Raw genomic sequence first — 24,535 nt, 5'->3', positions numbered from 1 at the left:
ATAGCATAGACTCGGGCAGCATAACGCTGCACCGCTTCGCTATGCAACTTTATGCTGCCGGTTATGCGAAGCGTTAGAAATCATCAGCACTCTACCAAAATAAGGAGAAAGAAGTGGAAAATCTTCCATATGCACAACGTACGGCAACGCTGATAACGATGCTCGATAAAATCAAGACAGCATCAGTTCCAGAGAAGTTCTCACAAGATTTTGTAGCTGAAAAACTCCTTATGAAGGGTGGCACTCCTAGATCGATCATCCCATTTATAAAAAAAATGGGGCTTGTTGCTACCGACGGTACTCCGACCGAGAGGTACAAGGAATTCCGTAATCCAGCTAAATCCGGAACTGCGATCGCATCTGCTATGCGTGAATTATACGAGCAGCTGTTCGAGATGAATGAGTATATACATGATACGAATCTAAACCTTCTTAAGGGGTTAATTGTAGAGGCAACTGGCGCAGAGCAAAACTCTACGGTCGTAAGCAAGACTCTTTCAACGTTTCAAGCATTAAGAAAAATTGCAGACTTTGATTTTTTTTCAGAAGAGGAAATTGAGGTTTCAGCAGAGGCCGCAGATTCAGCATCCACATACGCCATGCCTCAAATACATAGTCAGCGGTCAGGCAACAATGGAGGCGAAGGCATTAATTTGTCATATACGATAAATTTAAACTTACCTACCACTACAGATATTGAAGTGTTTAATGCTATCTTTAAAAGTTTAAAACAACACTTAATCCAGGAGTAATTTGTGAATCGAGCAGCCGCAATTAAAAGCTTCGCTATGACCAATATGCTTTTAGAAGCTGATCTTGATCTAATTGAGAAAAAATATCAGGTAGATTTAGGCCGCGGAACTGATAAAGCCAGCCAGATAGAAGATGCTTATTATCCTCAGTTCGATGCAGCTTTACGGATTGAAGCTCACAGCATGGCAAAACATTACGAAGTATTTTATTGCCTCGAAAAATCGATAAGGCAGCTAATTGTAGATGTATTTGAAGGAACAGAAGACCCCAATTGGTGGGAAAATCTTGTCCCAGAAGTTGTAAGGATAAACGCAAAAAAAAGCATAAAAAGAGAAAAAGAGGCTGCGGTAACACCAAGGTCCTCAGACCCTATTGATTACACTACATTCGGAGAACTCGGCGAGATAATTAAAGCCAATTGGAGTTTGTTCGGTGGGGTGGTGTTTAACGATCAAAAAGCAATGGAAAAAGTGATGTTCGCTCTAAACTCTTTAAGGAATCCAATTGCGCACTGTTCACTGTTGGCAGAAGATGAAGTTCTTAGGTTGGAGCTGGCACTTAGAGATTGGTTCAGGATTACTAGTTGATGAATATTCATTTTTAACAAAGCCATTAAATACGCTCCCTCTGGTCGCTGGACACTCGCAAGCTCGTTCTGTTTATGGCGGCGTTATACCTAAAGTAGACCGAACAATATATGAGTGATGAATTAATAGAAGAATTAGCGTTGGCAAATTCTGGAACCGTACCTTCGCCGTTTGGTAAGGCGGAGTTTGAGGTACTTGGATCACCTGCTTCAGTGCAATCTAAAAAGGCTGTTCGGGAGGAGTATATCAATGCAATAAGAGAGCAGCTCAAGGAGAAAAAATACTTATTAACAGGTGATTTGATACTTAATGTAACTTGGCTGCTTCCGGCCAAAAATCGATATGAAACTGATGCAAAAGTCGATATTGATAATTGCTTGAAACCTATAATTGACGCATTTACTGGGCCGGATGGTTTCTTTATAGATGACTGCCAACTACGTGGGTTATATATATGCTGGCGTAATATTGAGTCAGACAATGAGCGGCTTCATTTTGAATTTGAATTCCAAGCTGATCAATATTCTTTAAAGGAGGAGCTTGCTTTCATTCAGCTAGATGGAGCACTTTGTACTCCTGTAAATTTGAATTGGCCATCAGCTGCCAAAATTTTATGGGCTGGCATGCTCAAGACAAATCAGACGAGCAAAAATATCCTAGAAAAGTTAGGAGTAAGCTACCCGGAAGTTGCAGGTTTTTTAGGTGGAGGGCAACCGTTCCATCGAACGAGAGTCAATAATTTTAAACTATTGTCACTAAGTGAATTTGCATGTTTGGGTGCAACTAGTGAAAAGGTATAACAAGCAAAGGCAGGGCGATGGCAAAAGCGCCGCGCCTGCTTTGGGCGTTAATAGACAAAGACATCCAAGTAGTCATCCAAGGAGAGATAACTGGCTGCGGCATTGCCGCTACTGCTGCGCTTGCCGGTCTCAGCTATGCTGAGGCCAAGAAAAAAGCTAGTAATTTGGGTGTTTATGCCGCAGACACACCCCCTTTGTCGGAGACTAAATACGTCATACAGCTCCTAGGTGGTTGTGGAATATCGGCTTCGCCAAAAGAGGCACCCTTTGAGTCATAACGAAAACCAGGACAGATTTATTTAATGCAGCAGAAAAAGGTCGGAGGCTTTTTTAGATCTGGAATTGGTCAATAAGTAATCTAAAAATCGCGCCTATTTTAAAAACCTGGAGCACTTATCATCGAAAAAACGTCTAGATTTTACATAGGAGCATCATTGTAACAAGGCTCTATAGTTTTTCTACAGCCTCGTTAGGATCAACTGAAAAGGGAAAAACACCTCCGCAATGAACAAAATCTTCATACTTGCCATAGTTTTGGTTGCTGGGTGGTACGCAAACTCTTTATACCAACAAAATGATTTTCCGTTCATGCAAAACTCGGAGACTTACTCTGGATCTGGTGAACAACTAAAGTGCATCACGAAAGACGGTAGAGTTTTATACGGCAGCGTGCCTCAAGGAACTGTATGTGAAAGGCGAGAGTCCGTTAAAGGCTCATTAACAATTGTTTCTAGTGAAGCCGTAAGCGCTAACCAAGGCAGTAACCAAAAAAATTCAAGTTTCAAATGTGATGGCAGGCAACACTGCAGTCAAATGAACTCAAGAGTTGAAGCTGAGTATTTTGTCAAAAATTGTCCAAACACTAAAATGGACGGGGACCACGATGGGGTCCCGTGTAAAAATGATTCCCGATTTTAGTGTGAGTGAATGGAAGTCTTGATGAAACGTACTTATTCACAGCGAATTGGCCCCTTCGTTTAAGCTGAACCGGCGAATGCTGGTCGGGCAGAGTCAGTTGAGGACGCTCAGCAGGAGTTTGCCCATCTGGAACGAGCCCATGTGATTGGCCAGGAATCGACCTTTTGGCACGTTAAGGTTCATGCAATCAGAAATAGATCTGTCCCGGGTTCTCGCAAATACAGCAAAGCCGAGTAGGATCCGGAAGTTGGCCAATGTCTAACCCTCCTGTGGTAATGGCCCAATAGTAGAGACGGTGCAGGGGCCATCCGCTACTGCCCTTCAGAGGTGCTCGGTCAGCATCAGTATCTGTACCTAAGCATGGGCATCTACATCCGCCAGATCAAGGCCTGGAAAATCCACGATACAGAGATCCGGCGAGCTTGCTAAAAAGTTCATTGATCGCTCTTTGTTGCGCGCGAGATGTTGGCAAAACCCACCGCAGTTGCACTCAGATAATGGCGCGTCCGATGACGTCCTGCACGCTGAAAGCTCAGCCGGTAGAACGGGGTATGTTGATGTGTTAAAGCCGACCCAGGGTGAGCAACGATAACCCGTATTCAGCGTCGTTGTTCAAGACCGCTGAAGTACCGCCCGAAGTGACCCGCTAAAAGCTCGTCGTCAATGGTGGCGGGGCGTCAATGGATTCGGCTGTTCGAGCAAGCCTATAACGACGAGCACCTGCACGACGGCATTAATTTGGTTACGCCAGCACCACAGCACCAGGGTCTTGATACAGAGTTGATCGCCAAATACGAAGCGGTTTATCAACGAGCAAAGAACCTGAATCCCAAGCGCTGGTCTGGTGACATTCGACATAGGGAAGTTGCCGGAGCCGTGTCTTTCAGCCCTGAAAAATTGCAGGAAATTGAACGCAAAAAAACAGGCTGTTTAAGCTCAGCGATTTGGAAAACTGGGTTGCAAATCACCGCTAATCGAACGCCACACGAAGTCTCTCTTAACTTCGGAGAATTGTTTCATGTCAATAATGCACTTATCTGAAAGGGATACTCTTGGCGCCGTTCGATACTTACAAGGATACATGAACATGAAGTTAATTAAGCAAGCATTGATTGGATCTATGGTTCTGTCTGCATCGCTAGCATCTGCTGGAAATCTTGACTATGAAGGTTCCTCTACGGTGGGCAAATTCATTGCTGATGCCAGTAAAGCCTACACAGCATCCCAACTGGTACTGAAAACTAAAACGGAAAGCGCCGGTGGTGAACGTTGTGCGGCGTTTAACAAATGCGATTTCGGCGGAGTCGCCCGTGAGGTTAACCAGAAGTATCTTGATAAGGGAGTAACAGCGACATTAATTGGTAAAGATGCCATCGCCGCAGTGGTTAACTCAGCGAATCCTGTTAAGGCGTTATCCACCGAGCAACTAAGAGGTATCTTTTCTCAAAAAATCACAAACTGGTCGGAAATAGGCGGTAATGATCAGGCTATTAACGTCTATATCGTTAAGCAAGGGTCGGCGACCCGTAAGGTGTTCGCTAAGCATGCGCTAAGCGGCATTGATTATGGACAAACGGCTGAGGTCATAACTCCCGATGCCAAAATCGTATCCACAATATCGCGTGATCCAGCAGGTATTGGTCAAATCAGCTTTGCCTTTCTGGAAGGTGATGCCGGGGTTGTACCGGTCTCGGTAGACGGCCAGGAAGCCACAGTTGAAAATTCCAATTACCCGATTACTCGACCATTGTATCTCACGACAAACGGTGCACCCGCAGGTGAAACCAAGGCTTTTATAGACTGGGTCCGATCTGCACAGGGCCAGAAAGTTCTAAAGCAACGCTTTGTTGGCGTTAGATAAGCCACAAGGTAAGGATAATTGAGTATGTTTACGTCGATCAGAGCAAGATTAATTTTACTATTTGGGGTGTTGACCCTATTTATTCTCATTTCAACAGCATCAACATATTGGGTGGCTCATTCTCAAAAAAATGATGCTGCTTTGATCGGCGCTGCAAACAGACTCCAAACGACCGTTCTGAATATTCAAAATGGCACCGGATTATTGATAAGAGCGATTGAAAGCGAATTAAGTACAGATAAGCTTGGGCAAGACCTTCTCAGTTTGATTGACAGCTATCAAACAGACATGGCTTTGCTAAAAAGCGAGTCCCCAAATAGCCCTGACATTGAGTCAATGGTCAATCAATGGAAAGCTATAATCAGTCAGCTTAACGTGTTGCTGGCAGATAACGTCGTTGTGGCGTCTGATGAGTTTTACAATATTACGAGTGAAATAAATCAGGTGTGGCAACCGCTTGAAGAAAAAGCAAAAATATTGTCGGCATTGTACGAACAAAGTGCGACTCAGAAAGTCAATAAGTTAGCCAGTATGCAAGGGCTATTAGCCGCTGCGGGTCTAATCGTTGCGGGACTCGCTATTTTTCTTAGCCATCACTGGATTACATCCCCGCTTAGAAAATTATCTGAACGCCTTCATTCTATTGAATCAAACTCCGATCTTAGCTTGCAGGTCGAGCACTCCGGAAAGGATGAAATCGGCCATGCATCGGCTAATATTAATAGGCTGTTAGCAAAGTTCCGTCGGCACTTAATTCAGGGTATGACTCAGGCAAGTGAAGTGAAGATGGCTTCTGAAACCATGAGTAAATCAAGCAATCGACTTGATAGCGATGCCGAAAAACAAAGTTTAGAGCTGTCTTTAGCCGCTACTGCCACAACGGAGATGGGGGCAACTATTCAGGAAGTGGCCCAGAACACTCAGTTCGTTGCCGATGCGGCGCTTGATGCACGAGCTGAAACGGTGAAAGGATTGGATTATGCCAAAAATGTTGGCGATAGTATGGAAAAAACATCGTCAGTGATTAGCCAGGCAACAGATGTCGTCGCTGATTTAGCCATTCAAGCAGGTAATGTAGGTTCGATACTGGATGTCATAAGGAGTATCGCAGATCAAACTAACCTTCTCGCCCTTAACGCAGCGATAGAAGCAGCAAGAGCCGGCGAGCAAGGCAGAGGTTTTGCCGTTGTTGCTGATGAAGTCAGGATGCTGGCACAAAAAACGCAAGGATCGATCGAAGATATTCAATCTATTATCTCGACATTGCAGCAAGAATCGGCGCATGCCAGCAAAGTCATGAAAACAGGGCAAGAGCAAGTACAATCCAGTGTGGTTGCAGTCTTGGAGAGTAACCAGGTACTCGAAGCTATCAGTCGCCAAGTGGAATCGATTAGCGATATGAGCACCCAAGTTGCAGCGGCTATTGTTGAGCAATCTTGCACAGTAGAAGAGATTAACAAAAATCTGACTGAGATTAGCGGACGAGTTTCGCAAGGTGCAGAGGAAGCAAAAGGAATGGCGAGTTCTGCCGAATCTTTGGTGAAAACGGCTCTTGACTTAAATAGTAGCATCGCTGAATTTAAGGTCTAAGTGTCGAATGTCAACGTGAACGCGAAAACCGGGACAGATTTATTTAAGGCAGTAGAAAAAGGTCGGAGGCTTTATTGGATCTAGAATTGGTCAATAAGTAATCCAAAAATAGCGCCGATTTTAAAAATCTGGAGCACTTGTCATCGAAAAAACGTCTAGATTCTGCGTAGGAGCATCATTGTAACAAGGCTCTATAGTTATTTTGCAGCCTCGTTAGGATCAACTGAAAAGGGAAAAACACCTCCGCAATGAACAAAATCTTCATACTTGCCATAGTTTTGGTTGCTGGGTGGTACGGAAACTCTTTATACCAACAAAATGATTTGCCGTTCATGCAAAACTCGGAGACTTACTCTGGATCTGGTGAACAATTAAAGTGCATCACAAAAGACGGTAGAGTTTTATACGGCAGCGTGCCCCAAGGAACTGTATGTGAAAGGCGAGAGTCCGTTAAAGGCTCATTAACAATCGTTTCTAGTGAAGCCGTAAGCGCTAACCAGAGCAGTAACCAAAAAAAATCAAGTTTCAAATGTGATGGCAGACAACACTGCAGTCAAATGAACTCAAAAGCTGAAGCTGAGTATTTTGTCAAAAATTGTCCAAACACTAAAATGGATGGGGATCACGATGGGGTCCCGTGTGAAAATGATTCCCGATTTTAGTGTGATTGGATGGAGGTGTTGATGAAACGCACTTATTCACAGCGGATTGCCTCCTTCGTTTAAGCCGAACTGGCGAATGCTTGTTGGGCAGAGTCAGTTGAGGACGCTCAGCAGGAGTTTGCCCATCTGGAACGAGCCCATGTGATTGGCCATGAATCGACTTTTTGGCACGTTGAAGTTCATGTGTTGATGCTGGTATGGGCCTTTCGCAGTCGCTCAGCCAAAGAAGCTGTAGGTCAGCTTTTTTGGATCGTTGACGCTGCGACTAAAACGGTATTTAGTCTGGTATCCCAGGGTAATACGGGTGGCGCTAATGTTAGCCCGTTCAGGAAAATGCCAATCGCGCCGGACTTGGTGACCCTGATTCACGAGCCCAAGTCGGGTGTATAGCCATTCGCGCCACACTGAGACCCTTGACTCCGCTCGGCTACGTCAATGTCAACCGGTGCGCTCAGCTTTAAAGATTATGGGGGAGATATGAGTAATTTAAGTAAATTACTTTTTATAATGTTTTTGATGGCACTGTCATTAACATGTCAGGCTTCGGGGATGTCTAAATATAGGTGTGATATTAGCTCAGGAATGACAATTGAGGAGTTTAAAAGTAGATATTTTGTTGCTGAAGAGCCTGAACTAATGATCACCGATAATAATCGCCCTAAGCACATCACTGACCAGCTTTTACTAAGGATTAATAAAAAATATTATCGTTTCAAAAAGTATGGTATATGGGTGTTCTTTAGTATGTCTGGTGAATTAACTACCCTTAGGTTTGACAGCCCATTTCAAGGAACAGCTGGTGGTGTTTTCATTGGAGACTTTAAGAAAGATATTTTGCGGATTAATGGTAAGCCAGATAGCGATGATGAAAATGGTATTATTTATAGGTCGCCTGATTACTACTTGAACTATAAAACACTACGTGAAAAAGTTGTTCGTGTATTTACAAATCGATGTGACGAGATTTAAGTAAAGTGCCGGGGTCAGGTCTTGCCTTTTCGCTGTAATCTTTCACTTTATCCGGCATCGATTAGAACCGTGGAAGGAGCCAGGGAATGACCAGGCAGCGGCGACTGGAATTTGTCGGTAAGTTCTGCCGTTCGAGGTTTCGCCGAAATCGGCGTGAGATGATTTTTGAATCTGACGATGACCGCCGCACCTTTACCGACTATAATGTAATACAGTGTAGTTATTGGGTCTGAGGGTTTCGTCATGAGTGTCACTACAGTTCGTCTTCAAGCAGAAGTTGAGCAGCATCTGGAAGCCATCGCCGGTAGGCTTCATCGGAGTAAGAGCTGGGTAATCAACCAGGCATTGTCGGAATACATAGAAAAGCAGCAGCTAGAGCAGGAGCGATGGACGCAAACGCTGGAAGCAATGGAATCTGCCGCACAAGGCAAGTTGGTTGATGCCAGTGAAGTACACCGTTGGCTTAATAGTTGGGGAACCGAGAACGAGCAGGATGCGCCTAGGTCAGGCAAGTGAAACTGGTTTACACGGATGAAGCCATTGAAGATTTAAAGCGCCTCAGGGCGTTCATCGCGGTTAACAACCCGTCGGCGGCGGCCAGGATCGCCATCGAATTGGTTGGTAAAATCGAGTTGCTTCCAGATTTCCCCAAAATGGGCACTCAAGTGGAAATGGCACCAGTGCCTAATTCCATTCGAGATATGATTTTCGGAAAGTACATCGTTCGATATTCAGTTCACGCCAGTGTCATCATCATTCTGCGGGTATGGCACAGCCTGGAGGGTGAACGATAGCAATCTAACCAGGTGCGGCACCCTCTGTACTCTTTGCTATAGGGCTGTACCGAGGCCAAATCTTGCGTTTTGCCGCTGCGCCTTTTTGTCAGTTTTCGGTAAGCGTCCGGTAATTCCACAGTGAGTCTGCTCTTCACAATTTACCTCGATTTTTCTACCTTAAACTTACGCTTTTGCCTGCTCAGGCAACGACCCTTCCCTTAAGGGCTATGCGAGGTCGCGGATTCGTGTAAGGAAATCTCGGCGCCATAAGCCTTTGACTACTATGCTGAAGACAAATTGAATGCTGCCGGACGAGGAGGCGCGACATGCGTATTGAGAGTATTGCGGTGTATACGGCCGATTTAACCTACACGGGTAAGGCGTATGCCTTTGCGGGAGGAAGATCGCATCAGGTGTTTACCAGTACAGTGGTGGTGGTGACCACTGATACGGGGCTGCATGGCTACGGCGAAGCCTGCCCCTGCGGCCCTAACTATATGGCGGCGTTTTCGGAGGGGATTCCCTCTTGCCTGTCGCTGCTGGCGCCCAGTGTGATAGGTGAGGATCCCACGCACACCACGCGTATTCACGAGTGCATGAACCAGGCGCTGACCGGGCATGCGGTTGCCAAGGCGGCCATTGATATTGCCTGCTGGGATTTGTTGGGCAAGCATGCTGGGCTGCCAGTCTACGCCTTGCTCGGCGGGCTGCTCTCGCCGTCTATGCCGCTGCACCGAAATGTCCCTTTGGCGGAATCGGATCAGATGGAAGAATCTTTGCGTCAGTTTCGATCAGAAGGCTTTCGCCGGTTTCAGATCAAGCTGGGGCATAGTGTTGAGGAAGATATCGATCTGGTGCGCACTCTGAGCAAGGGCAAACATGCAGACGAGCTTTGGATGTGCGACATCAACCGCGCCTGGCGCCAGGATGAAGCCGTGCGATTCTCGCGGGCGCTTGAAGATTTGGAGATCTATCTCGAACAGCCCTGTTACAGCTATGAGGAGTGCCTGTCGGTTCGCCGTCGAATCCGCCACCCGGTTAAACTGGACGAAAGCCTGAACTGCCTGGCCGATGTGCAGCGGGCCTTGCGTGACGATGCGATGGACGCCATGGCCCTGAAAATCAGTCGGGTTGGCGGTTTGACGCCATCACGGGTCATTCGGGACGTGTGCGTAGATGCTGGCACAGCAATGACCATTGAAGATGCCTGGGGCAGCGGTATAGCCACAGCTGCTTTTGCGCATCTGGCGGCCAGCACTCCGGCAAAAGCGTTGCTGACGACAACCGATCTTCACAATTACAATACCTCCCAGTTGGCAACGGGAGCGCCTGAGGTGTGTTCCGGCCGGATGATCCTCAGTGATCGCCCGGGGTTGGGTGTGGTTCCAGATTTTGAGAAGCTGACTCTGCTGGATGTGTACGAGTAAGTTGGTCGATTTCCATTAGTTTTTACGATACGGCTGGGGCGTTTGAGTAATCTGCTGCCCAGCTGTACACCCCGAATAAAAACCCCGCGAAACCTTGCTCTGAGTCAATAAAGAGGAGCCTCCTACTGATTGCGGGAGCATTGTAAGTGCGCTACTCTACTTGAAAATCAATCTCATTTGCGACTAGTGAGTATTACCCCTATGAATTCGGCTGTATTTCCCAGTGCACTGCAGACCCAAACCCGCCTCGATCAGTGCCGAAAGGGCGCGACTTTGAGGGTCACCGGCTTACTCCCGCAATCTCTATTTGGCTCCCATGACGAGCAAGTTGGCCTAAGGCTTAAAGAGCTTGGGTTCCTTCCGGGTGCTCATCTTAAGGTGATAGGTTTTGGTCTGTTTGGTGGCGACCCCATGGCGGTTCAGGTCAATGGAACCAAGTTCGCCTTACGCCGTGCCGAAGCGGCTAAAATTTGTGTTGAAGAGGTCACCCAAGTGGGTGGTAGATAGAAAATTGAGCCAAATTAAAGCAAATATCGACGCTGACAAGGCACCGCTAAGTTTTGCACTGATAGGAAACCCTAACGGCGGAAAAACGTCTCTCTTTAACCGTTTAACCGGTGCACGAGCCAAGGTGGCCAATTACCCCGGCGTTACCGTTGAACGGCGTTCGGGCATGATTAACGGCCTCAGTAAAAAAGCGGAACTCCTCGACCTTCCCGGCACCTACAGTCTTTTTGTAACCTCTCCTGACGAGCAGGTTGCACGTGATTTTATTCTGGGGAATATTCGGGGCGAAGCCAGGCCTGATGTGCTTATTGCGGTCGTAGACGCCACCAACCTGCGCCTGGGGTTGCGCTTGGTAATGGAACTGCGCAGTTTGAATCGGCCCCTGATTCTTGCTCTGAATCAGATGGATACGGCCCGCAGTCGGGGGATAAGCATCGATACGGCCAGCTTGTCTAAAGACATTGGCATTCCAGTGATTGAGACGATCGCCGTAAACAGCCACGGTGTGGATGCACTCAAACATCAGCTGAACCAATATGCCCACGAGCAGACTGGGGATGCCCAGGCACTGGCACTGAGCGACCGCCAGGAATCGGTTGAGGCACTGTACGATAAGATCGCAAGTCTAATACGTTCTCACGTCATTCAACCTGCTCAAACGCCGCGCTGGCAGGATCGTTTGGATCAGGTGGCGATGCACCCTGTTTTGGGTCTGGTGGTTCTTTTTACGATACTGCTGGTGGTTTTTCAGGCTGTTTTTGCCTGGGCCACACCCGCTGTGGATGCCATAGATGCGGGCTTTGGTATGCTGGGTGATTTATTGACCTATATTCTACCTGTCGGTATTCTGCGCGACTTTTTGGTAAACGGTATTATCGCCGGTGTTGGCGGCGTTATCGTTTTTCTTCCCCAGATTATCCTTCTGTTTCTGTTTATCTTGCTACTGGAAGACAGTGGCTACCTTACACGTGCTGCATTTTTGCTAGATCGCCCCATGCGCGGGCTCGGGCTTTCAGGAAGGTCTTTTATCCCCTTATTGTCCAGCTTCGCCTGCGCAGTGCCGGGCATTATGGCTACCCGAACGATATCGGATCCGCGCGAGCGTTTTATTACGATTATGGTGGCGCCGTTGATGACTTGCTCGGCGCGCTTACCGGTTTATGCCTTGATTATCGGGGCTTTTATTCCTCGCAAGACGATAGCAGGCGTATTCAATTTGCAGGGTTTAACCCTCTTCGGGCTTTATTTTGCCGGGGTTGCAAGCGCTTCATTGGTCGCCTGGATAATGCGGCGCCGTCAGGCCCGTGAAGAGTTCCCGCTATTACTGGAATTGCCCAGTTACCGATGGCCTATGGCGTATCACGTCTTCATCGGTTTGCGGGAGCGAGTGTGGATTTTCATGCGCCGTGTCGGCACGATCATTTTGTCGCTTTCGGTCATCTTGTGGTTTCTGGCCAGTTACCCCGGCGCTCCTGTGGACGCCACTCGATCAGCGATTGAGTACAGCTTTGCTGGCATGTTGGGTAACTGGATGCAGCCCTTCTTTGCCCCTCTTGGTTTTAACTGGCAGATGTGTATTGCACTGATTCCTTCTATGGCCGCACGAGAGGTGGCTGTAAGTGCATTAGCGACAGTCTACGCCGTGGCTGGCGGAGATCACGCATTGGGCAGTGCGTTGTACAGCAGCTGGAGTTTACCCGTGGCTTTTGCCTATCTCGCCTGGTTTGTTTACGCGCCCCAGTGTATTGCCACCATTGCGGTTGTCAGAAGAGAAACCAACTCGGTGAAATCAACCGCGCTGTTTACGTTCTACCTATTCGGTCTGGCTTATTTTGCAGCTTGGGCAACGTACCAAATCTCGGCGTTACTGACTTACTGAGAATCTTGTTGAGGAGGTACTATGTGGCAGAACATTATTGTCGGGCTTTGCGTATTGGCAGCGGTGGTTTTCGTGGCGCGCCGGTGGATACCCGGTTTGGGTAAGAAGTCTTCAGGTTGTGGCAGCTGTAACGGTTGCAGTAGTAGCGGCAGTAGCGGCAGTAGCAGTGCTGATGGCTGTGGCAACTCCGCCGAAAAAGGTCCGCATTAAGCTCGGTAACCATCAACTGATATGCTCTATCAGCTCGTAGCTGGTTGCAAAGCTCACCTTAAAAGTCGGGCCATTTCGCCTGATTTTTGACCACTACAATCCGAGTTTTCTGTAATCCGCTTTACTTAGAGGTGTTGGCCGGTAAAAGTGCGACTCCTCCTCGTCAGCTTTCAGCCAATCTGTCATCGCAGACAGCACGTCTATCTGGCTGGGATAATCATCATAACGTTGCGCATTCCAGTGCCCCTGGTTATGAACAAAGCTGTCAAAGAGCGTCATTTGTATATCGTATTTCGGAGCCCCTCCTCCATTGGCCATTTCTGGACGCGCCTGAATTGTGACGTTAGCCAGTGAACCCGCCTTGGGGCAGCTGATTGAACATTTCCGGGTATCCAGATCCATACGGATAACACCGTTTTCAAACACCATTACCATCAAGCGCTCTTCAACCGCCATAAACTTACCCGTGCGTATGTTAATTGCACAGGTAGCATCCGGGTGTGAGCGTAATGAAACATAGCTGGCGCCATAATCGTTTAAGACAAGCGAGTTGCTGTTTAGCACCTCCGGCAAATCTTTCAAAACGTACCATTCAGCACGCAAGTCTTTCAGTCGCAACGGTGTGTCCAGCACATGGTTTAGCAGCGTTATGGGGTGTATTAGGGTCTCAAAAAACAGACCTCCGGTCTCCTTCGCCAGGCTCCATTCGCGGGGATCATCACCTTCCAAAAAGGTGATATCAACGCTGGTCAGCTTCCCGAGTTGCAGACGAAGATAGGCAAGCGCATCAGGCCCCACTGGGCGGTTTTCTGGACTGCTGTTTACGTTGATATCGAGGAAACGGTGGTACTGCGGATTCAACGTGAGGAAATAGTTGAGGGGCAATGCTTTTTCCAGCCAGTAGTAACTGAACAGGAAACCCCGTGCCATCAGCTGATCCTGGCACGGCCGGAGAACCGCCAGTTCGGCAGCAGTGGCGACCAGAGGTTTTTCAACGCCAAAAACAATACCTTCTTTGGCCAGAGCTGAAACGTATCCAAAATGGCTCTCTGTAGGCGTTGCAATAATCGCGTAAGACGATCGTTTTTTTATAAATTTAACGACCTCCTGCACTTTGTCTTCACTGGACGCACCGCTCTTCAGCACCTGAAACGCCACGCCATCTTTCTTGAGCTGATCCTGAAAGCTCTGGTCAATGTCAGAGCTGATGATGGCAACCTGTCCGGGCAAATACAGCTTTTTACCAAGTAAGGCGGGAAGCATGCGATGCCTGACCACATCGCCCGCGCCGATAATCGTGATGTTTGGCCGACGACCAACGGGAATGGCTGGTATCAGATTAATAATGTTGGCAATAATGAGTGCCGTATAGATGTATCCAAACGTGCCTATCGCCAGCTGCGTCGTTTGGGCTGCCTGATAACCTTCGAAATCCAGGTTCAGCGCTAGCGCCAACACCTCAGACACGCCTACACCAAGGAGCTCTGCCAGCAGGAAAAACTGCGTTGCCAGTACAAATGGCAAGGCAATAAAGTACTCCGCTTCGTTAAATATGGTCAGGTGCTTTTCGATAAGAATCCGAAGCAGCATGTAGTAGATAAGCCACATCACCGATTCAAACAGCAGCAGCGATACAATGAGGTACGAGAGCAGATCCAGCCCGGAGATTATTGCCTCAGGGATACCCGGAAGGGCCGGAATGAAGGACGGAATAAAATAGAAGGCCAGCGACAGGCACAGCACAACCAGCAGATAGAGCTCTGAGTGCATGGCGTGAAAATCTACTCTCTCTTTCTCGTCGTTATTCGCCGCCTGCGGTTTCCGGAAGCTGAGCTTTATCCACTGCAGTGGCGAGAAAATCCTGAGAATGAAAATCAACCAGTAAATAACCGATGCAAAAATACTGCGGTGCTTGCCCCACGTATAGGATTCGTAATGTGGTTTGGTGCTAACTTTCGTGAACAGATCCATCGGATAAGATATTCCACAGTGTATGGCTATGATTTACAGGTAGAAAGTAGCAAAAAAACACGACCATTGTTCAGAAATAAGCCCAAGATTTCGATATCTGCATCTCTCTCACTACCGAATCCGCCTTCGAAGAGTCGGAACCTACCTTGCGCCAGGCTTAATACTCTTCGGTATTGGCCCAGGTGTAGTGTTGATGGCGACGTATCGAGTTTGCACCAGAGAACAAATCTGCCCCGGTTTTACGCTTCTTGAGCGCAAGCCTTACATTATCTACAATGGCACACTTTTCACATATTTCGGGTCATGAATATGAGCGACACAAACTCAAAACCAACCTTGCCAGATCGTCTTGCGGGCAATCCTCGTAGCCCGCACCATTCGGAAGAGGTTTTCGAGCACCCCATCGGCATTCGGCTGAATGGCAAAGAGCGTAAAGATGTTGATGAATACTGCGTCAGCGAAGGTTGGATAAAAGTCCAGTCGCCGAAAGCATTGGATCGTCGTGGCCAGCCTTTGATGATCACGTTAAAAGGCACTGTTGAAGCCTTCTACCTCTAGCCAGTTCCAAGACCTGCGTTCTACGCATACACTGAAAGGCCCGATAACAAAGAGCGAGCTATGGAACCTGGATCTGCAACACTGACCATGACCGTTTTGATGACGCCGGATGTGGCCAACTTTTCCGGCAATGTGCACGGTGGTACCTTGCTTAAGCATCTTGATGAAGTGGCTTATGCCTGCGCCAGCCGGTATGCAGGTGCTTATGTCGTTACTCTGTCCGTCGACCAGGTTATGTTTCTTCAACCCGTTCATGTGGGCGAGCTGGTGACTTTTCTGGCCAGCGTTAATTACACCGGGCGCACGTCGATGGAGGTGGGTATTAAGGTGATCACGGAGAACATCCGTGAAAAGCTGGTCAGACATACCAATAGCTGCTTTTTCACGATGGTGGCGGTGGATGAAAATGGAAAATCCGTCGAAGTGCCCACATTGAAGCCTCTCACTGATGATCAAATCAGGCGATTTGCGAATGGCCAGGAGCGCCGTGCGATTCGTGTTGAGTTAGAAGAGCGTTATAAGGCACTTCATCGTCCAGGCACGTAGCAGAACTCGCTGGATAGATTTTTGGCCAACAAGAGTGCAGCTTCCATCACTTGGCTAAATTCACTATGCCATTGCATTCAGTAAATGGAAGCTAACAGCCATGACCCACACGTTAATGAAAGCCATCGTCACCACCGGTAATGGTGGCTATGAAAAGCTGGTATGCAAAGACGTGCCGGTCCCTGACATCGGGCCAGGCGACGTTCTGGTGAAAGTGTTGGCCGCAGGCGTTAATAACACAGAGATCAATACGCGACTGGGTTGGTATTCCTCTTCGGTTAACGATTCTACGAATGACGCATCGGAAGCAAAGGCCGCGCCGGCTGCGCCAAAGAGTGACGGTGGCTGGAATAATCAGACGCCTTTTCCGCTGATTCAGGGCACAGATTGCTGTGGCCTTGTGGTCAATGTGGGCGAGGATGGCGACAAAAGCCTCATCAACAAGCGTGTTCTTATCCGCCCGTGTATTCGCGAACACGGTTTTGGCTCCCTCGATAATATCTGGATGGGGTCTGATTTTGATGGTGCATTTGCCCAGTATGTAAAAATCCGGGCAAGTGACGTGTTTCCGGTGACCTGTGAGTGGACGGATGCCGAACTTGGAACCATTCCCTGTGCCTACGGAACGGCTGAGAACATGCTTCATAGGGCCAATTTAAGGCCAGGTGAAACGATTTTGGTGGTGGGGGCGTCAGGCGGCGTGGGCTCTGCTGCTGTGCAGCTTGCAAAGCGCAGGGGCGTAAAAGTTATCGCCATTGCGGGTGATGACAAGCATGAAAAAGTGGCTCGGATCGGTGCAGACAGACTGCTAGGAAGATCCGCTGATCTGCTCGCAGAGCTCGGGGAGCAATCTGTAGATGTTGTTGTGGATAACGTGGCCGGGAGTGGATTTCCTACCATGCTCAAGCTGTTGAAACGAGGCGGGCGGCTTGTTTCATCAGGTGCTATTGCCGGGCCAGTTGTTGACCTTGATATGCGTGATATGTATTTAAAAGACATTACCCTAATGGGAACAACGGCTTGGGACGAAGTGGTTTTTCCCAATATTGTGCGCTACATCGAGCAAGGTGAGATTCAGCCGATTCTAGCGAAGACCTTCCCCTTGTCTGCCATTGCGGAAGCTCAAGCGGAGTTTCTTATGAAGAAGCATGTGGGTAAATTCGTCCTGATACCTTAGGCTGAAGAGGGTCTTGGCAGAGTAAATCCGGTCATTTGATTGAAAACCGGGTAGGCCTGATTCAGAAGACCAGACCTACCCCGGTTTTCGTTCTTTCAATAATGCGAGCGGGTGTCGCATTCTGGGCTTTCGGTAGGCACCAGAGCCTTGAACAGGTCTTGGACTTCCAGAACTCCAACCTGCTCACCTTTGCGAACCACGCGATAGGTGAGGCTGGTGTCGCCTCCAGACAGCGCAATCACTGATTCCAGGTTGTCTCTTTCACCGATATCGCCGGCCACGTTGTCAGGCGCTTCCGTGGTTTTCTTCATGATGGACCGAACCCGCAGTACCCGGGCACGATTGATGTCGCTGATAAAGTTGACGATGTAAGGATCGTTCGGGTGCATCAGTATTTCTTGCGGCTCACCCTGTTGAACAATATAACCTTCCTTGAGTATGACCAGGTGGTCTGCCAGTTTCAGTGACTCATCCAGATCGTGGGTAATGAAAACGATGGTCTTATGCAGCTCGTCTTGAAGCTCCAGCAGCAGGTCTTGCATGTCTGACCGTATCAGCGGATCCAGCGCCGAGAAGGCCTCGTCCATCAGCATGATCGGTGAGTTAGAGGCCAGTGCCCGGGCGATACCAACGCGCTGCTGCATACCACCAGACAATTGGTGCGGGTACTGGTATTCGTTGCCTTCCAGGCCCACGCGGGCGATCCATTTTTTGGCTTCTGCTTCAAATTCCTCAATTTTATGGCCGCGCACGGAAAGCGCCATCCCGGCGTTTTCAAGAACGGTTTTGTGCGGCAGCAGCGCGAATTTCTGGAACACCATCGACATGCGTTCCCTGCGCAGGTTGCGCAACTGGTCTTCGTCAAACGCCAGTACGTTCTCGCCATCGACTGCGATTTCACCGCCGGTGGGTTCAATCAACCGGTTGAGATGCCGAATGAGCGTGGACTTGCCAGATCCCGACAGCCCCATGATGACGGTTACATGGCCCTCGCGCATATCCACGTTGATATCCTGAAGGCCCAGCACGTGCTGATGCTTTTCGAGCAGTTCGGCCTTTCCCATGCCTTGTTTTACGTACTCAAGGGCAACGTCGGGAGTAGGGCCGAAAATCTTGTATAGGTTCCGGATTGAAATTTTAATGTCCCGATCCACAATGCGCTTCCTTACTGTTTTTGCGAGGCGTTAATACGCGCCAGCGATGCTTTGGTTACCCGGTCCAGAATGACCGCCAGAATAACAATGCCAAGACCCGCTACCAGGCCAACACCGAGTTCTAGATTGCGTATGCCCTGGAGTACCAGCACGCCAAGGCCGGGCGCCGACACCAAGGAGGCAATAACAACCATGGCGAGGCTCATCATGATGGTCTGGTTTACCCCTGCCATGATGTTAGGCAGCGCCAGCGGAATCTGTACCTTGTACAGCTTTTGCCGGCTGGTCATGCCGAAGGCATTCGCCGCTTCAATCACGTCTGGGTCCACCAGCCGGATACCCAGGTTGGTCATGCGTATAACGGGCACAATGGCGTAAAGAATGATGGCGATGCCGTACAGTTTGGACTCGGTCACGCTGAACAGAAAAATCAGCGGGATTAGATACACAAAAGGCGGCAGGGTCTGCAGCATGTCGAGTACCGGGATCGTCAGCCTCTGCATCATGTTATTTCGGGACATGGCGATACCAATGGGCACGCCCAGCAGCACACAGATGAACGCGCAGACAAATATAATCGCCAGTGTTTGCATGGCGTATATGTAGTAGTCGATGAAGGCAAGCAGGCACAGGCTGCCAGCTACGAAGCCGACCAGCTTCCAGGATTTGGTGACAAGCAGAACAACCGCCAGCAGAATCGGAATAACGATCCACCAGGGCGTCGTGATCATGCCGTAAAGAGTGCCATCAAGGGCCCAACTCAAAGGCTGGGTAATGGGGTCCAGCACAATACTGAGATTGTCTTTGACGGCAAGAAAACCTTGCTCCAGCCCCTGGGTTAATTCCCGGGACTGAGGGAAGGCTGCGCAGGAGTCATTGAGTGCATCCATGGATGGAAACGGCACGTCCCAAAGGGATTGCTCGGCTTCCGTACCTTTGGATTTGTTGAGTAGTGCGGCCATCGACATGGGCGCGTCGCTCTTGCCTTCAGCGCACCACTCCGTGAGTCCAAGCGATGAAAATAGGAAGTCATAGGTTGCCATGAGCGTTCGATATTCCTTGCGCATTCAGAATGGGGTATTCGGTGTGATTTTTATTGGATCTATAAAAGAAGAGCCGGCGAACCGGCTCTTCTTAATAACATCTACTGGCCAAGCACGTTGGCGAGTTTCTCGGTGGCTGAAGCATTCAGCCAGCTAGACCACTCGTCGGTATTGTTACTCAGGAAGTAAACGGCAGCCTCTTCGGCGGAGGCGTTGTTTTCATCCATCCAAGCCAGCAGGGCACTCATGGTGCTGGTTTTGAAGGTCATGTTGCCTAGCATCTCAACCACTTCAGGCTCGCGCTCACCGAAACTGGTGGTGACTGCGGTCAGAATGGTGGCAGCAGGGAACTCGGAAACACCGGGATTTTCGGCCATTTGGGTCTGGTTACGGGTATGAACGTCTGGCTTGTAATCGCCAATTTTAACCCGAGTCATGTCGTACTTGCCGAGTGGTACAGTTGGGCCCCAGTAGTAACCGAACCAGGGCTCTTCGCTCTGAACCGCGGAGGCCATAGACGTCGCCAGGGTTTCACCGGATCCGTGATCGAATACCGTGATACCTGATGCTTTGAGATCAAGAGCGCGGACCAGGTTGTCACTGACAACACGGCAGCCCCATCCACTCGGGCAGTTGTTAAAGCGGCTGTCCACCAGTTCCGGATTCGCCATGATGCCTTCGATGGTCTTCAGTTCCGGGTGTTTCTCGGCCAGATACGTGGGAATCCACCAGCCTTCAATACCACCTGGGTCCAGTACTTCGGCTACGCGCTTGATTTTGCCTTGCTCTTCCAGGCGCAGGTAGGCCTCGCCGGCAGAGTTCAGCCAAAGCTCGGTCACGATGTCCGGTTCGCCATTTTCAGCGACCGATGTGACGGCAGGAACGGTGTCCGAGGGAATCACGGTTACGTCACAGCCGTAGCCTTGTTCCATAATAAAAGTGGCGACGCCGGTGACTACGGCGTTCGAGGCCCAGCTCATCTGGGTAATGGATACTTCACCGCATTCGGCGACAGCGAGCGAGGGTGCAGACAGGGCGCATAAAAGCGCCACAGGCGTTAGTTTACGCATGATGGGTACTCCATTTTGGAATTAAAAGTACACGGCACAGGGGCCGCTGAGGGAGTCCTGAAGACTTCTCGGGATATGATTTCGCGCTCTGAAAGCGTATTTGAAAGGCAGTGCAAACGTATAGACCTCGGTTAATACTTAGCTACCAGAGTAATGATTTGGGGAAGAGTTACAAGTGATTAATTTTCGGGACCGCTGAAAATTCGACGTTACGGTTGTATTTTTCCAGTCGGATCGTCGATGAAAAACCAAGGACAGATTTGAAATCTGCCCTTGGTTTTTTAGCTGGCTTCCCACCACCGCTTAAGGAGTAACGGCTTCTTTCTCATCAATTACGGCGGCGCCAATGATGTCGCCGACTACGTTGGAAGCGGTACCGCCCATGCCAATCAGAGCATCTACGCCGGCAATCAGGGCGACTATTTCCAACGGTAAGCCAAACATGCTTAGAACTGCTGATAACGTAACCAGGCCGGCGGCGGGCACTCCGGCTGTACCAATAGACAGCACAGTTCCGATCACCACGATGGTCACCAAATCAACCAATGCCAAATCCAGCCCTATGATGTTAGCGGCGAAAACCAAAGATACGCCCATGCGCAGTGCGCCACCGTCGGAGTTAAAAATGGCACCTAGCGGCAGGGCGAAATTGGCAGTTTTGGCCGATACGCCTGCTTTTTTTGCAGCAGAGATAGCGACAGGTAATGTCGCTAGGCTGCTTGAGGTAAAAAATGCAGTGGCAAAAGCCTCTTTAATGTCGCCAAAAAAGCGCAGGGCAGCGTAGCCGTAGAATTTTAAAAATCCGGTGTATACCAACGACCATAAAACAACCAGACCCAGGTAAAACGTGGCAGTAAACACCAACAATGACTTGAGGGTGGCCCATCCTTGAGTACCGAAAGTGGTGGCACTGATCGCCATTACGCCAATGGGAGCATAAAGTAAAATGCCGCCCAGTATTTTATAAAATAACTCGTTAAAAGCGTTGAAAAAACGCTCCAGCAGCAAACCCTGCTCTTTTGTCTGACCATCGGGTGAAAAGGTCATGGTTGAAATAGCAATGCCTATAATAATGGCAATGAACAGAATGGCCATTAAATCGCCCGCTGCAAAGGCCCCTAACAGGTTATCGGGTACGATTTTCAACAGCATGGCAGACGCGCCCGGTATCTCAGGTTGTTGGACAGCCACCTCGGGCAAACTTAAATTATTTCCCGGATTAAAAAGTAGAGCCAGGGAAACGCCAATGCACACGGCCATAGCCGTAGTGACAGCGTAAAAGAGTATGAGCTTGCCGCTTAATCTACCCATCTGCCTGATATTCATCTTGCCAATTGCCAGCGTGACCGTCAAAAAAATCACGGGTGTCGCAATTAAGCTGAGTAGGCGGATAAAAATAGTGCCCAAGGGGCTGAGAATAGCGGCTTGTTCGCGGAAGATGATGGCGATAGTAATGCCCAGAAAGAACCCCGCTGACATTTTAATCACCAGCGACGTTTCTTTGTACGTTTTCCATATACTCATGTGTTTCGTTTTGCCTTGTAGAATTAGGTATTCACCGTGGGCGGGAATTATTATGATTCAAGCTGTCTCAATTATCAGTGCAACGTGCCGGGAGCGGCAGATTACCTGAATACAGCAGTGGGACGTAAAACTGACGTCGGTTTACGCTTGCTGACGGTCAATGGGTGATGTAGTGCCCGTCTATAGCGTATATTGGTTATCATATTGTCCACATATATAAGGAGCAACCCAGCATGCTGGCAAAGAAAGAACCCACCAACGTTATTGGTGAGCCATTGGAAGTCTGCGGCAAAGATCCAGTGACCGGCTTTTTCCGGGATGGTTGCTGCAATACGGGGCCCGAGGACATGGGCAACCATACGGTATGTGCGGTGGTAACTGACGATTTTCTGGCGTTCTCCCGCAGCAGGGGTAACGATCTGACCGAAGCCCGCCCAGAGTTTGGCTTTCCGGGTTTAAAAGCGGGAGACGGCTGGTGCCTATGCGCGGGACGCTGGCGTGAAGCGCTGGATGCGGGCTGCGCACCCAGGGTTCGGCTGAAGGCGACGCATCTAGCCGCGTTGGAAGTTTGTGACCTTGCGGACCTGAAGAAGCATTCTGTGGATCTGAGTTAGTGGCACAAAGCGGGGGGGAGGCCCGAGCTCTCCACCGTCTACTCAGGCAAAATCGTATTCCCCGCCTTTTTCAAGAGCGTTTTGGTAAGCCGGTCTGGCGTGCACACGCTTCACCCAGGTTACTATACTAGGTCGGTTCTTGCCGGTGATGCCCCGGGCCACTGAGGCTTCCAGCGGAAAGCTCATCTGAATATCCGCAGCGCTCAGGTTATCGCCAAGAAACCAGGTATTCTTTGCTAGGTGAGATTCGATAAAATCGAGGTGCGTTTTGATCATCGGGCCGATGAAAACCTCGTTGGTTTTGTTCGCAATACCTCTTGCCACCGGCTTGACAAAAAACGGCATCGGGCTGGTTTTTACCTTTTCAAACACCAAACGCATCAGTAGCGGCGGCATCAAAGAGCCTTCGGCGTAATGCAGCCAGTATGTGTAATCAAGCCAAGCCTGGCCGCCGCTCTTCGGCAGCATGGTGTCTTTGCCATAAGTGTGGGCAAGGTATTCGATAATGGCGCCGGACTCCGCGATAACCAAATCGCCGTCGGTGATTACCGGCGACTTACCCAGCGGGTGTATTTTTTTGAGGCTGTCAGGCGCCAGCATGGATTTGGCATCACGCTCGTAGTGCTGGATCTCGTAGGGCACTCCCAGCTCTTCAAGCAGCCAAAGAATGCGTTGTGAGCGGGAGTTATTGAGGTGATGAACCGTAATCATGCTGAAATCCTGTTCGCGTCGAAAAAGAGTGTACATCAGTAAAGTAGGCTGGAAATGACGTTTTGGTTCACCACCATCGCGCTTTGAGTCGCTTTCGCGAAAGCCGCAGGGTAGGGCTGACTTACGCCTGTTCCCGCTCAATCCGCACCGGAACTGACTTTGAACCGAGCGTTTTCGATAGCTGATCATGATGGCTGACCGGCACCAGCACATTGCACTCCGGGTAGTAACAGGCCACGGTGCCTGCCGGAATCTGGTAGGGCGTTAGCACCAGGCCGCCAAGGCGGCGATCCACACCATCGTCCAAGTCTGTGATCATCTGGACACGGTCTCCACCCGATAGCCCGGCACGTTTAATATCATCCGGGTTCATCAGCAGCACATCCCGCGTTCCTTCAATGCCATGAAAACGATCCGAATAGCCATAAATGGTGGTGTTGAATTGATCGTTGGAGCGCATGGTCAGCAAGCTGTAACGGCCGGGTTTGGTGCCAAATCCCAAGGATGTCAGCCGCTCTGGCGTGGTGAACAGTGCTTTCTTCTCTGACGTCTTCCAGATTCGTTCGTGGGCAGCAATGCCGCGATAGAAACCACCGGGCTCGAACATCCTTGCGTTGAAATCGCCAAAGTCGTTGGGCATGTCTGCTCAATCAGATCCCGCACCAGCGAATAGTCTGCGGTCCACTCTTCCCATTTTACCTTCGGGTTCTCTGGCAGTGTTGGTGCCGACGGGAGAGCCAATTACCTTGCTAAGGCCAACAGAGGTGGTTTTGTGGCACATGTTCGAGCTTTGCGGCAGATTGTTATTGCCGTGCAGTCGCGCCATCAGTGCGTAAAGATAGGCGGCCTCAAGCCCGGCATGGCCGGAGGCATAGAACACCGCGCTTTCGGGATCGAGTACGTTGAGGTTATCCGCGATGTCTTTGAACGCCGATTCCCAGTCGATTTCTTCGTAGCGGTCGCTTTGTGGGTTATAACGCAGCGGGTGTGCAGCGGTCTTTTGTTAACTCCCACATGACCGCTTTTGCGCCGCTTTCGCAGAATTCAAACGCGCTGTAGTTCTTGGGTTTGGGCCAGGCGCAGGAAGGGCACATAAGGCCACCAGGCTTGTTCATCCGGCGACGATGTCATCCTTATTACTCATGTGCTTCCCCAATCTTAACCCCAATCACTAACCTCTTTATTTTCTGTGAGAGTTTTGGGCTAGACTCAATGGCCGACAGAAGAA

29 protein-coding genes and 1 pseudogene are annotated in these 24,535 nt (G+C 49.4%); 23 read left to right on the top strand and 7 right to left on the bottom strand.

The features are described from left to right. The first annotated feature begins 113 nt into the window (after nucleotides 1-113). From ABA45_RS14645 to ABA45_RS14575, 18 genes and pseudogenes are all read left to right on the top strand, one after another. Nucleotides 114-752: a DUF5343 domain-containing protein gene (locus ABA45_RS14645; protein WP_227506046.1), complete on the top strand. Its 639-nt coding sequence runs from the start codon at nucleotides 114-116 to the stop codon at nucleotides 750-752. Between the two features lie 3 nt (nucleotides 753-755). Continuing rightward, a complete protein-coding gene (locus ABA45_RS14640; protein ID WP_198146995.1) occupies nucleotides 756-1,340 on the top strand; it encodes a Swt1 family HEPN domain-containing protein in 585 nt (194 codons plus the stop codon). 110 nt (nucleotides 1,341-1,450) lie between these two features. Continuing rightward, complete coding sequence (locus tag ABA45_RS14635; protein ID WP_048387296.1) at nucleotides 1,451-2,140, top strand: RusA family crossover junction endodeoxyribonuclease; 690 nt, start codon at nucleotides 1,451-1,453, stop codon at nucleotides 2,138-2,140. A gap of 17 nt (nucleotides 2,141-2,157) precedes the next feature. After that, nucleotides 2,158-2,418, top strand: coding sequence for a hypothetical protein (locus ABA45_RS14630; protein WP_048389130.1), 261 nt, complete (start codon nucleotides 2,158-2,160; stop codon nucleotides 2,416-2,418). Nucleotides 2,419-2,644: 226 nt separating this feature from the next. Further along, the gene (locus ABA45_RS19720) at nucleotides 2,645-3,058 is read left to right on the top strand and encodes an excalibur calcium-binding domain-containing protein (protein WP_157035559.1); all 414 of its coding nucleotides are present in this window, start codon (nucleotides 2,645-2,647) and stop codon (nucleotides 3,056-3,058) included. A gap of 90 nt (nucleotides 3,059-3,148) precedes the next feature. Next, nucleotides 3,149-3,295 (top strand): annotated as a pseudogene (locus ABA45_RS19820) (DUF3703 domain-containing protein); the annotation flags it as partial. 426 nt (nucleotides 3,296-3,721) lie between these two features. Then, the gene (locus ABA45_RS14625) at nucleotides 3,722-4,099 is read left to right on the top strand and encodes a hypothetical protein (RefSeq protein ID WP_053076202.1); all 378 of its coding nucleotides are present in this window, start codon (nucleotides 3,722-3,724) and stop codon (nucleotides 4,097-4,099) included. Nucleotides 4,100-4,145: 46 nt separating this feature from the next. Further along, nucleotides 4,146-4,919 (top strand): phosphate ABC transporter substrate-binding protein, encoded by a 774-nt coding sequence (locus ABA45_RS14620; RefSeq protein ID WP_053076201.1) that lies wholly within the window; start codon nucleotides 4,146-4,148, stop codon nucleotides 4,917-4,919. Nucleotides 4,920-4,943: 24 nt separating this feature from the next. Next, a complete protein-coding gene (locus ABA45_RS14615; protein WP_048387294.1) occupies nucleotides 4,944-6,509 on the top strand; it encodes a methyl-accepting chemotaxis protein in 1,566 nt (521 codons plus the stop codon). Nucleotides 6,510-6,757: 248 nt separating this feature from the next. Beyond that, the gene (locus ABA45_RS19715; protein ID WP_084708362.1) at nucleotides 6,758-7,171 is read left to right on the top strand and encodes an excalibur calcium-binding domain-containing protein; all 414 of its coding nucleotides are present in this window, start codon (nucleotides 6,758-6,760) and stop codon (nucleotides 7,169-7,171) included. A gap of 69 nt (nucleotides 7,172-7,240) precedes the next feature. Continuing rightward, complete coding sequence (locus tag ABA45_RS14610) at nucleotides 7,241-7,561, top strand: DUF3703 domain-containing protein (protein ID WP_157035558.1); 321 nt, start codon at nucleotides 7,241-7,243, stop codon at nucleotides 7,559-7,561. A gap of 45 nt (nucleotides 7,562-7,606) precedes the next feature. After that, on the top strand, nucleotides 7,607-8,140 hold the full coding sequence (locus ABA45_RS14605; RefSeq protein ID WP_048387291.1) for a hypothetical protein: 534 nt from the start codon (nucleotides 7,607-7,609) through the stop codon (nucleotides 8,138-8,140). Nucleotides 8,141-8,383: 243 nt separating this feature from the next. Continuing rightward, nucleotides 8,384-8,656 (top strand): CopG family ribbon-helix-helix protein, encoded by a 273-nt coding sequence (locus tag ABA45_RS14600; RefSeq protein WP_048387288.1) that lies wholly within the window; start codon nucleotides 8,384-8,386, stop codon nucleotides 8,654-8,656. Continuing rightward, nucleotides 8,653-8,934, top strand: coding sequence for a type II toxin-antitoxin system RelE/ParE family toxin (locus ABA45_RS14595; protein ID WP_048387286.1), 282 nt, complete (start codon nucleotides 8,653-8,655; stop codon nucleotides 8,932-8,934). Before ABA45_RS14600 ends, ABA45_RS14595 begins: the two co-directional genes overlap by 4 nt. Before the next feature lie 308 nt (nucleotides 8,935-9,242). Further along, nucleotides 9,243-10,343, top strand: coding sequence for a mandelate racemase/muconate lactonizing enzyme family protein (locus ABA45_RS14590; RefSeq protein WP_048387283.1), 1,101 nt, complete (start codon nucleotides 9,243-9,245; stop codon nucleotides 10,341-10,343). 201 nt (nucleotides 10,344-10,544) lie between these two features. Next, complete coding sequence (locus ABA45_RS14585) at nucleotides 10,545-10,850, top strand: FeoA family protein (protein ID WP_048387281.1); 306 nt, start codon at nucleotides 10,545-10,547, stop codon at nucleotides 10,848-10,850. A gap of 4 nt (nucleotides 10,851-10,854) precedes the next feature. Next, the gene (gene feoB / locus ABA45_RS14580) at nucleotides 10,855-12,729 is read left to right on the top strand and encodes a ferrous iron transporter B (RefSeq protein ID WP_198146993.1); all 1,875 of its coding nucleotides are present in this window, start codon (nucleotides 10,855-10,857) and stop codon (nucleotides 12,727-12,729) included. A gap of 21 nt (nucleotides 12,730-12,750) precedes the next feature. Then, entirely contained in the window at nucleotides 12,751-12,939 is a 189-nt protein-coding gene (locus tag ABA45_RS14575; protein WP_048387280.1) for a FeoB-associated Cys-rich membrane protein, read from the top strand. Between the two features lie 93 nt (nucleotides 12,940-13,032). On the opposite strand, the gene ABA45_RS14570 is transcribed toward ABA45_RS14575, so the two are convergent. Beyond that, the gene (locus ABA45_RS14570) at nucleotides 13,033-14,910 is read right to left on the bottom strand and encodes a Gfo/Idh/MocA family oxidoreductase (RefSeq protein WP_048387278.1); all 1,878 of its coding nucleotides are present in this window, start codon (nucleotides 14,908-14,910) and stop codon (nucleotides 13,033-13,035) included. Nucleotides 14,911-15,219: 309 nt separating this feature from the next. On the opposite strand from ABA45_RS14570, the gene ABA45_RS14565 reads away from it, so the two are divergent. The 3 genes from ABA45_RS14565 to ABA45_RS14555 all read left to right on the top strand — a co-directional run bounded on the left by ABA45_RS14565 (nucleotide 15,220) and on the right by ABA45_RS14555 (nucleotide 17,191). Continuing rightward, the gene (locus ABA45_RS14565; RefSeq protein ID WP_048387276.1) at nucleotides 15,220-15,468 is read left to right on the top strand and encodes a DUF3297 family protein; all 249 of its coding nucleotides are present in this window, start codon (nucleotides 15,220-15,222) and stop codon (nucleotides 15,466-15,468) included. 60 nt (nucleotides 15,469-15,528) lie between these two features. After that, nucleotides 15,529-16,014: an acyl-CoA thioesterase gene (locus ABA45_RS14560; RefSeq protein WP_048387273.1), complete on the top strand. Its 486-nt coding sequence runs from the start codon at nucleotides 15,529-15,531 to the stop codon at nucleotides 16,012-16,014. Between the two features lie 100 nt (nucleotides 16,015-16,114). Beyond that, nucleotides 16,115-17,191, top strand: coding sequence for an alcohol dehydrogenase family protein (locus tag ABA45_RS14555; protein ID WP_048387270.1), 1,077 nt, complete (start codon nucleotides 16,115-16,117; stop codon nucleotides 17,189-17,191). A 95-nt stretch (nucleotides 17,192-17,286) separates the two neighbouring features. Here ABA45_RS14555 and ABA45_RS14550 read toward each other — a convergent pair whose 3' ends face one another. The 4 genes from ABA45_RS14550 to ABA45_RS14535 all read right to left on the bottom strand — a co-directional run bounded on the left by ABA45_RS14550 (nucleotide 17,287) and on the right by ABA45_RS14535 (nucleotide 21,982). Next, nucleotides 17,287-18,345 carry a betaine/proline/choline family ABC transporter ATP-binding protein gene (locus ABA45_RS14550; protein WP_048387267.1) on the bottom strand — a complete coding sequence of 353 codons (1,059 nt, stop codon included), beginning with the start codon at nucleotides 18,343-18,345 and terminating at the stop codon, nucleotides 17,287-17,289. Nucleotides 18,346-18,356: 11 nt separating this feature from the next. After that, nucleotides 18,357-19,388 carry an ABC transporter permease gene (locus tag ABA45_RS14545; RefSeq protein ID WP_014872367.1) on the bottom strand — a complete coding sequence of 344 codons (1,032 nt, stop codon included), beginning with the start codon at nucleotides 19,386-19,388 and terminating at the stop codon, nucleotides 18,357-18,359. Between the two features lie 101 nt (nucleotides 19,389-19,489). Next, complete coding sequence (locus ABA45_RS14540; RefSeq protein ID WP_048387264.1) at nucleotides 19,490-20,458, bottom strand: ABC transporter substrate-binding protein; 969 nt, start codon at nucleotides 20,456-20,458, stop codon at nucleotides 19,490-19,492. A 303-nt stretch (nucleotides 20,459-20,761) separates the two neighbouring features. Then, nucleotides 20,762-21,982, bottom strand: a complete 1,221-nt coding sequence (locus ABA45_RS14535) for a dicarboxylate/amino acid:cation symporter (protein ID WP_053076200.1) — start codon at nucleotides 21,980-21,982, stop codon at nucleotides 20,762-20,764. A 233-nt stretch (nucleotides 21,983-22,215) separates the two neighbouring features. Here ABA45_RS14535 and ABA45_RS14530 point away from each other — a divergent pair, with 233 nt between their 5' ends. Next, entirely contained in the window at nucleotides 22,216-22,596 is a 381-nt protein-coding gene (locus tag ABA45_RS14530; protein WP_048387262.1) for a DUF2237 family protein, read from the top strand. 42 nt (nucleotides 22,597-22,638) lie between these two features. On the opposite strand, the gene ABA45_RS14525 is transcribed toward ABA45_RS14530, so the two are convergent. Both ABA45_RS14525 and ABA45_RS19495 read right to left on the bottom strand, forming a co-directional pair. Then, nucleotides 22,639-23,307 carry a glutathione S-transferase family protein gene (locus ABA45_RS14525; RefSeq protein ID WP_048387260.1) on the bottom strand — a complete coding sequence of 223 codons (669 nt, stop codon included), beginning with the start codon at nucleotides 23,305-23,307 and terminating at the stop codon, nucleotides 22,639-22,641. Nucleotides 23,308-23,428: 121 nt separating this feature from the next. After that, a complete protein-coding gene (locus tag ABA45_RS19495) occupies nucleotides 23,429-23,947 on the bottom strand; it encodes a molybdopterin dinucleotide binding domain-containing protein (RefSeq protein WP_048387258.1) in 519 nt (172 codons plus the stop codon). A 132-nt stretch (nucleotides 23,948-24,079) separates the two neighbouring features. Here ABA45_RS19495 and ABA45_RS19490 point away from each other — a divergent pair, with 132 nt between their 5' ends. Further along, on the top strand, nucleotides 24,080-24,325 hold the full coding sequence (locus tag ABA45_RS19490) for a hypothetical protein (protein ID WP_048387256.1): 246 nt from the start codon (nucleotides 24,080-24,082) through the stop codon (nucleotides 24,323-24,325). The last annotated feature ends 210 nt before the right edge of the window (nucleotides 24,326-24,535 follow it).

The organism is Marinobacter psychrophilus (genome assembly GCF_001043175.1).
Lineage (GTDB): Bacteria > Pseudomonadota > Gammaproteobacteria > Pseudomonadales > Oleiphilaceae > Marinobacter > Marinobacter psychrophilus.
Note: the sequence above shows the minus strand (reverse complement) of the source record. Positions and strands in the feature narration are given on the sequence as shown.

Bases quoted from the DNA above. Each gene is read 5' to 3' on its own strand.
- ABA45_RS19715 (WP_084708362.1), top strand. From the start codon at position 6,758: ATGAACAAAATCTTCATACTTGCCATAGTTTTGGTTGCTGGGTGGTAC.
- ABA45_RS14600 (WP_048387288.1), top strand. From the start codon at position 8,384: ATGAGTGTCACTACAGTTCGTCTTCAAGCAGAAGTTGAGCAGCATCTG.
- ABA45_RS14545 (WP_014872367.1), bottom strand. From the start codon at position 19,388: ATGGCAACCTATGACTTCCTATTTTCATCGCTTGGACTCACGGAGTGG.
- ABA45_RS14525 (WP_048387260.1), bottom strand. From the start codon at position 23,307: ATGATTACGGTTCATCACCTCAATAACTCCCGCTCACAACGCATTCTT.
- ABA45_RS14540 (WP_048387264.1), bottom strand. From the start codon at position 20,458: ATGCGTAAACTAACGCCTGTGGCGCTTTTATGCGCCCTGTCTGCACCC.
- ABA45_RS14575 (WP_048387280.1), top strand. From the start codon at position 12,751: ATGTGGCAGAACATTATTGTCGGGCTTTGCGTATTGGCAGCGGTGGTT.
- ABA45_RS14590 (WP_048387283.1), top strand. From the start codon at position 9,243: ATGCGTATTGAGAGTATTGCGGTGTATACGGCCGATTTAACCTACACG.
- ABA45_RS14635 (WP_048387296.1), top strand. From the start codon at position 1,451: ATGAGTGATGAATTAATAGAAGAATTAGCGTTGGCAAATTCTGGAACC.
- ABA45_RS14625 (WP_053076202.1), top strand. From the start codon at position 3,722: ATGGTGGCGGGGCGTCAATGGATTCGGCTGTTCGAGCAAGCCTATAAC.
- ABA45_RS14620 (WP_053076201.1), top strand. From the start codon at position 4,146: ATGAAGTTAATTAAGCAAGCATTGATTGGATCTATGGTTCTGTCTGCA.
- ABA45_RS14630 (WP_048389130.1), top strand. From the start codon at position 2,158: ATGGCAAAAGCGCCGCGCCTGCTTTGGGCGTTAATAGACAAAGACATC.
- ABA45_RS19495 (WP_048387258.1), bottom strand. From the start codon at position 23,947: ATGCCCAACGACTTTGGCGATTTCAACGCAAGGATGTTCGAGCCCGGT.
- ABA45_RS14570 (WP_048387278.1), bottom strand. From the start codon at position 14,910: ATGGATCTGTTCACGAAAGTTAGCACCAAACCACATTACGAATCCTAT.
- ABA45_RS14585 (WP_048387281.1), top strand. From the start codon at position 10,545: ATGAATTCGGCTGTATTTCCCAGTGCACTGCAGACCCAAACCCGCCTC.
- ABA45_RS14530 (WP_048387262.1), top strand. From the start codon at position 22,216: ATGCTGGCAAAGAAAGAACCCACCAACGTTATTGGTGAGCCATTGGAA.
- ABA45_RS14555 (WP_048387270.1), top strand. From the start codon at position 16,115: ATGACCCACACGTTAATGAAAGCCATCGTCACCACCGGTAATGGTGGC.
- ABA45_RS14535 (WP_053076200.1), bottom strand. From the start codon at position 21,982: ATGAGTATATGGAAAACGTACAAAGAAACGTCGCTGGTGATTAAAATG.
- ABA45_RS14560 (WP_048387273.1), top strand. From the start codon at position 15,529: ATGGAACCTGGATCTGCAACACTGACCATGACCGTTTTGATGACGCCG.
- ABA45_RS14565 (WP_048387276.1), top strand. From the start codon at position 15,220: ATGAGCGACACAAACTCAAAACCAACCTTGCCAGATCGTCTTGCGGGC.
- ABA45_RS14615 (WP_048387294.1), top strand. From the start codon at position 4,944: ATGTTTACGTCGATCAGAGCAAGATTAATTTTACTATTTGGGGTGTTG.
- ABA45_RS14605 (WP_048387291.1), top strand. From the start codon at position 7,607: ATGTCAACCGGTGCGCTCAGCTTTAAAGATTATGGGGGAGATATGAGT.
- ABA45_RS19720 (WP_157035559.1), top strand. From the start codon at position 2,645: ATGAACAAAATCTTCATACTTGCCATAGTTTTGGTTGCTGGGTGGTAC.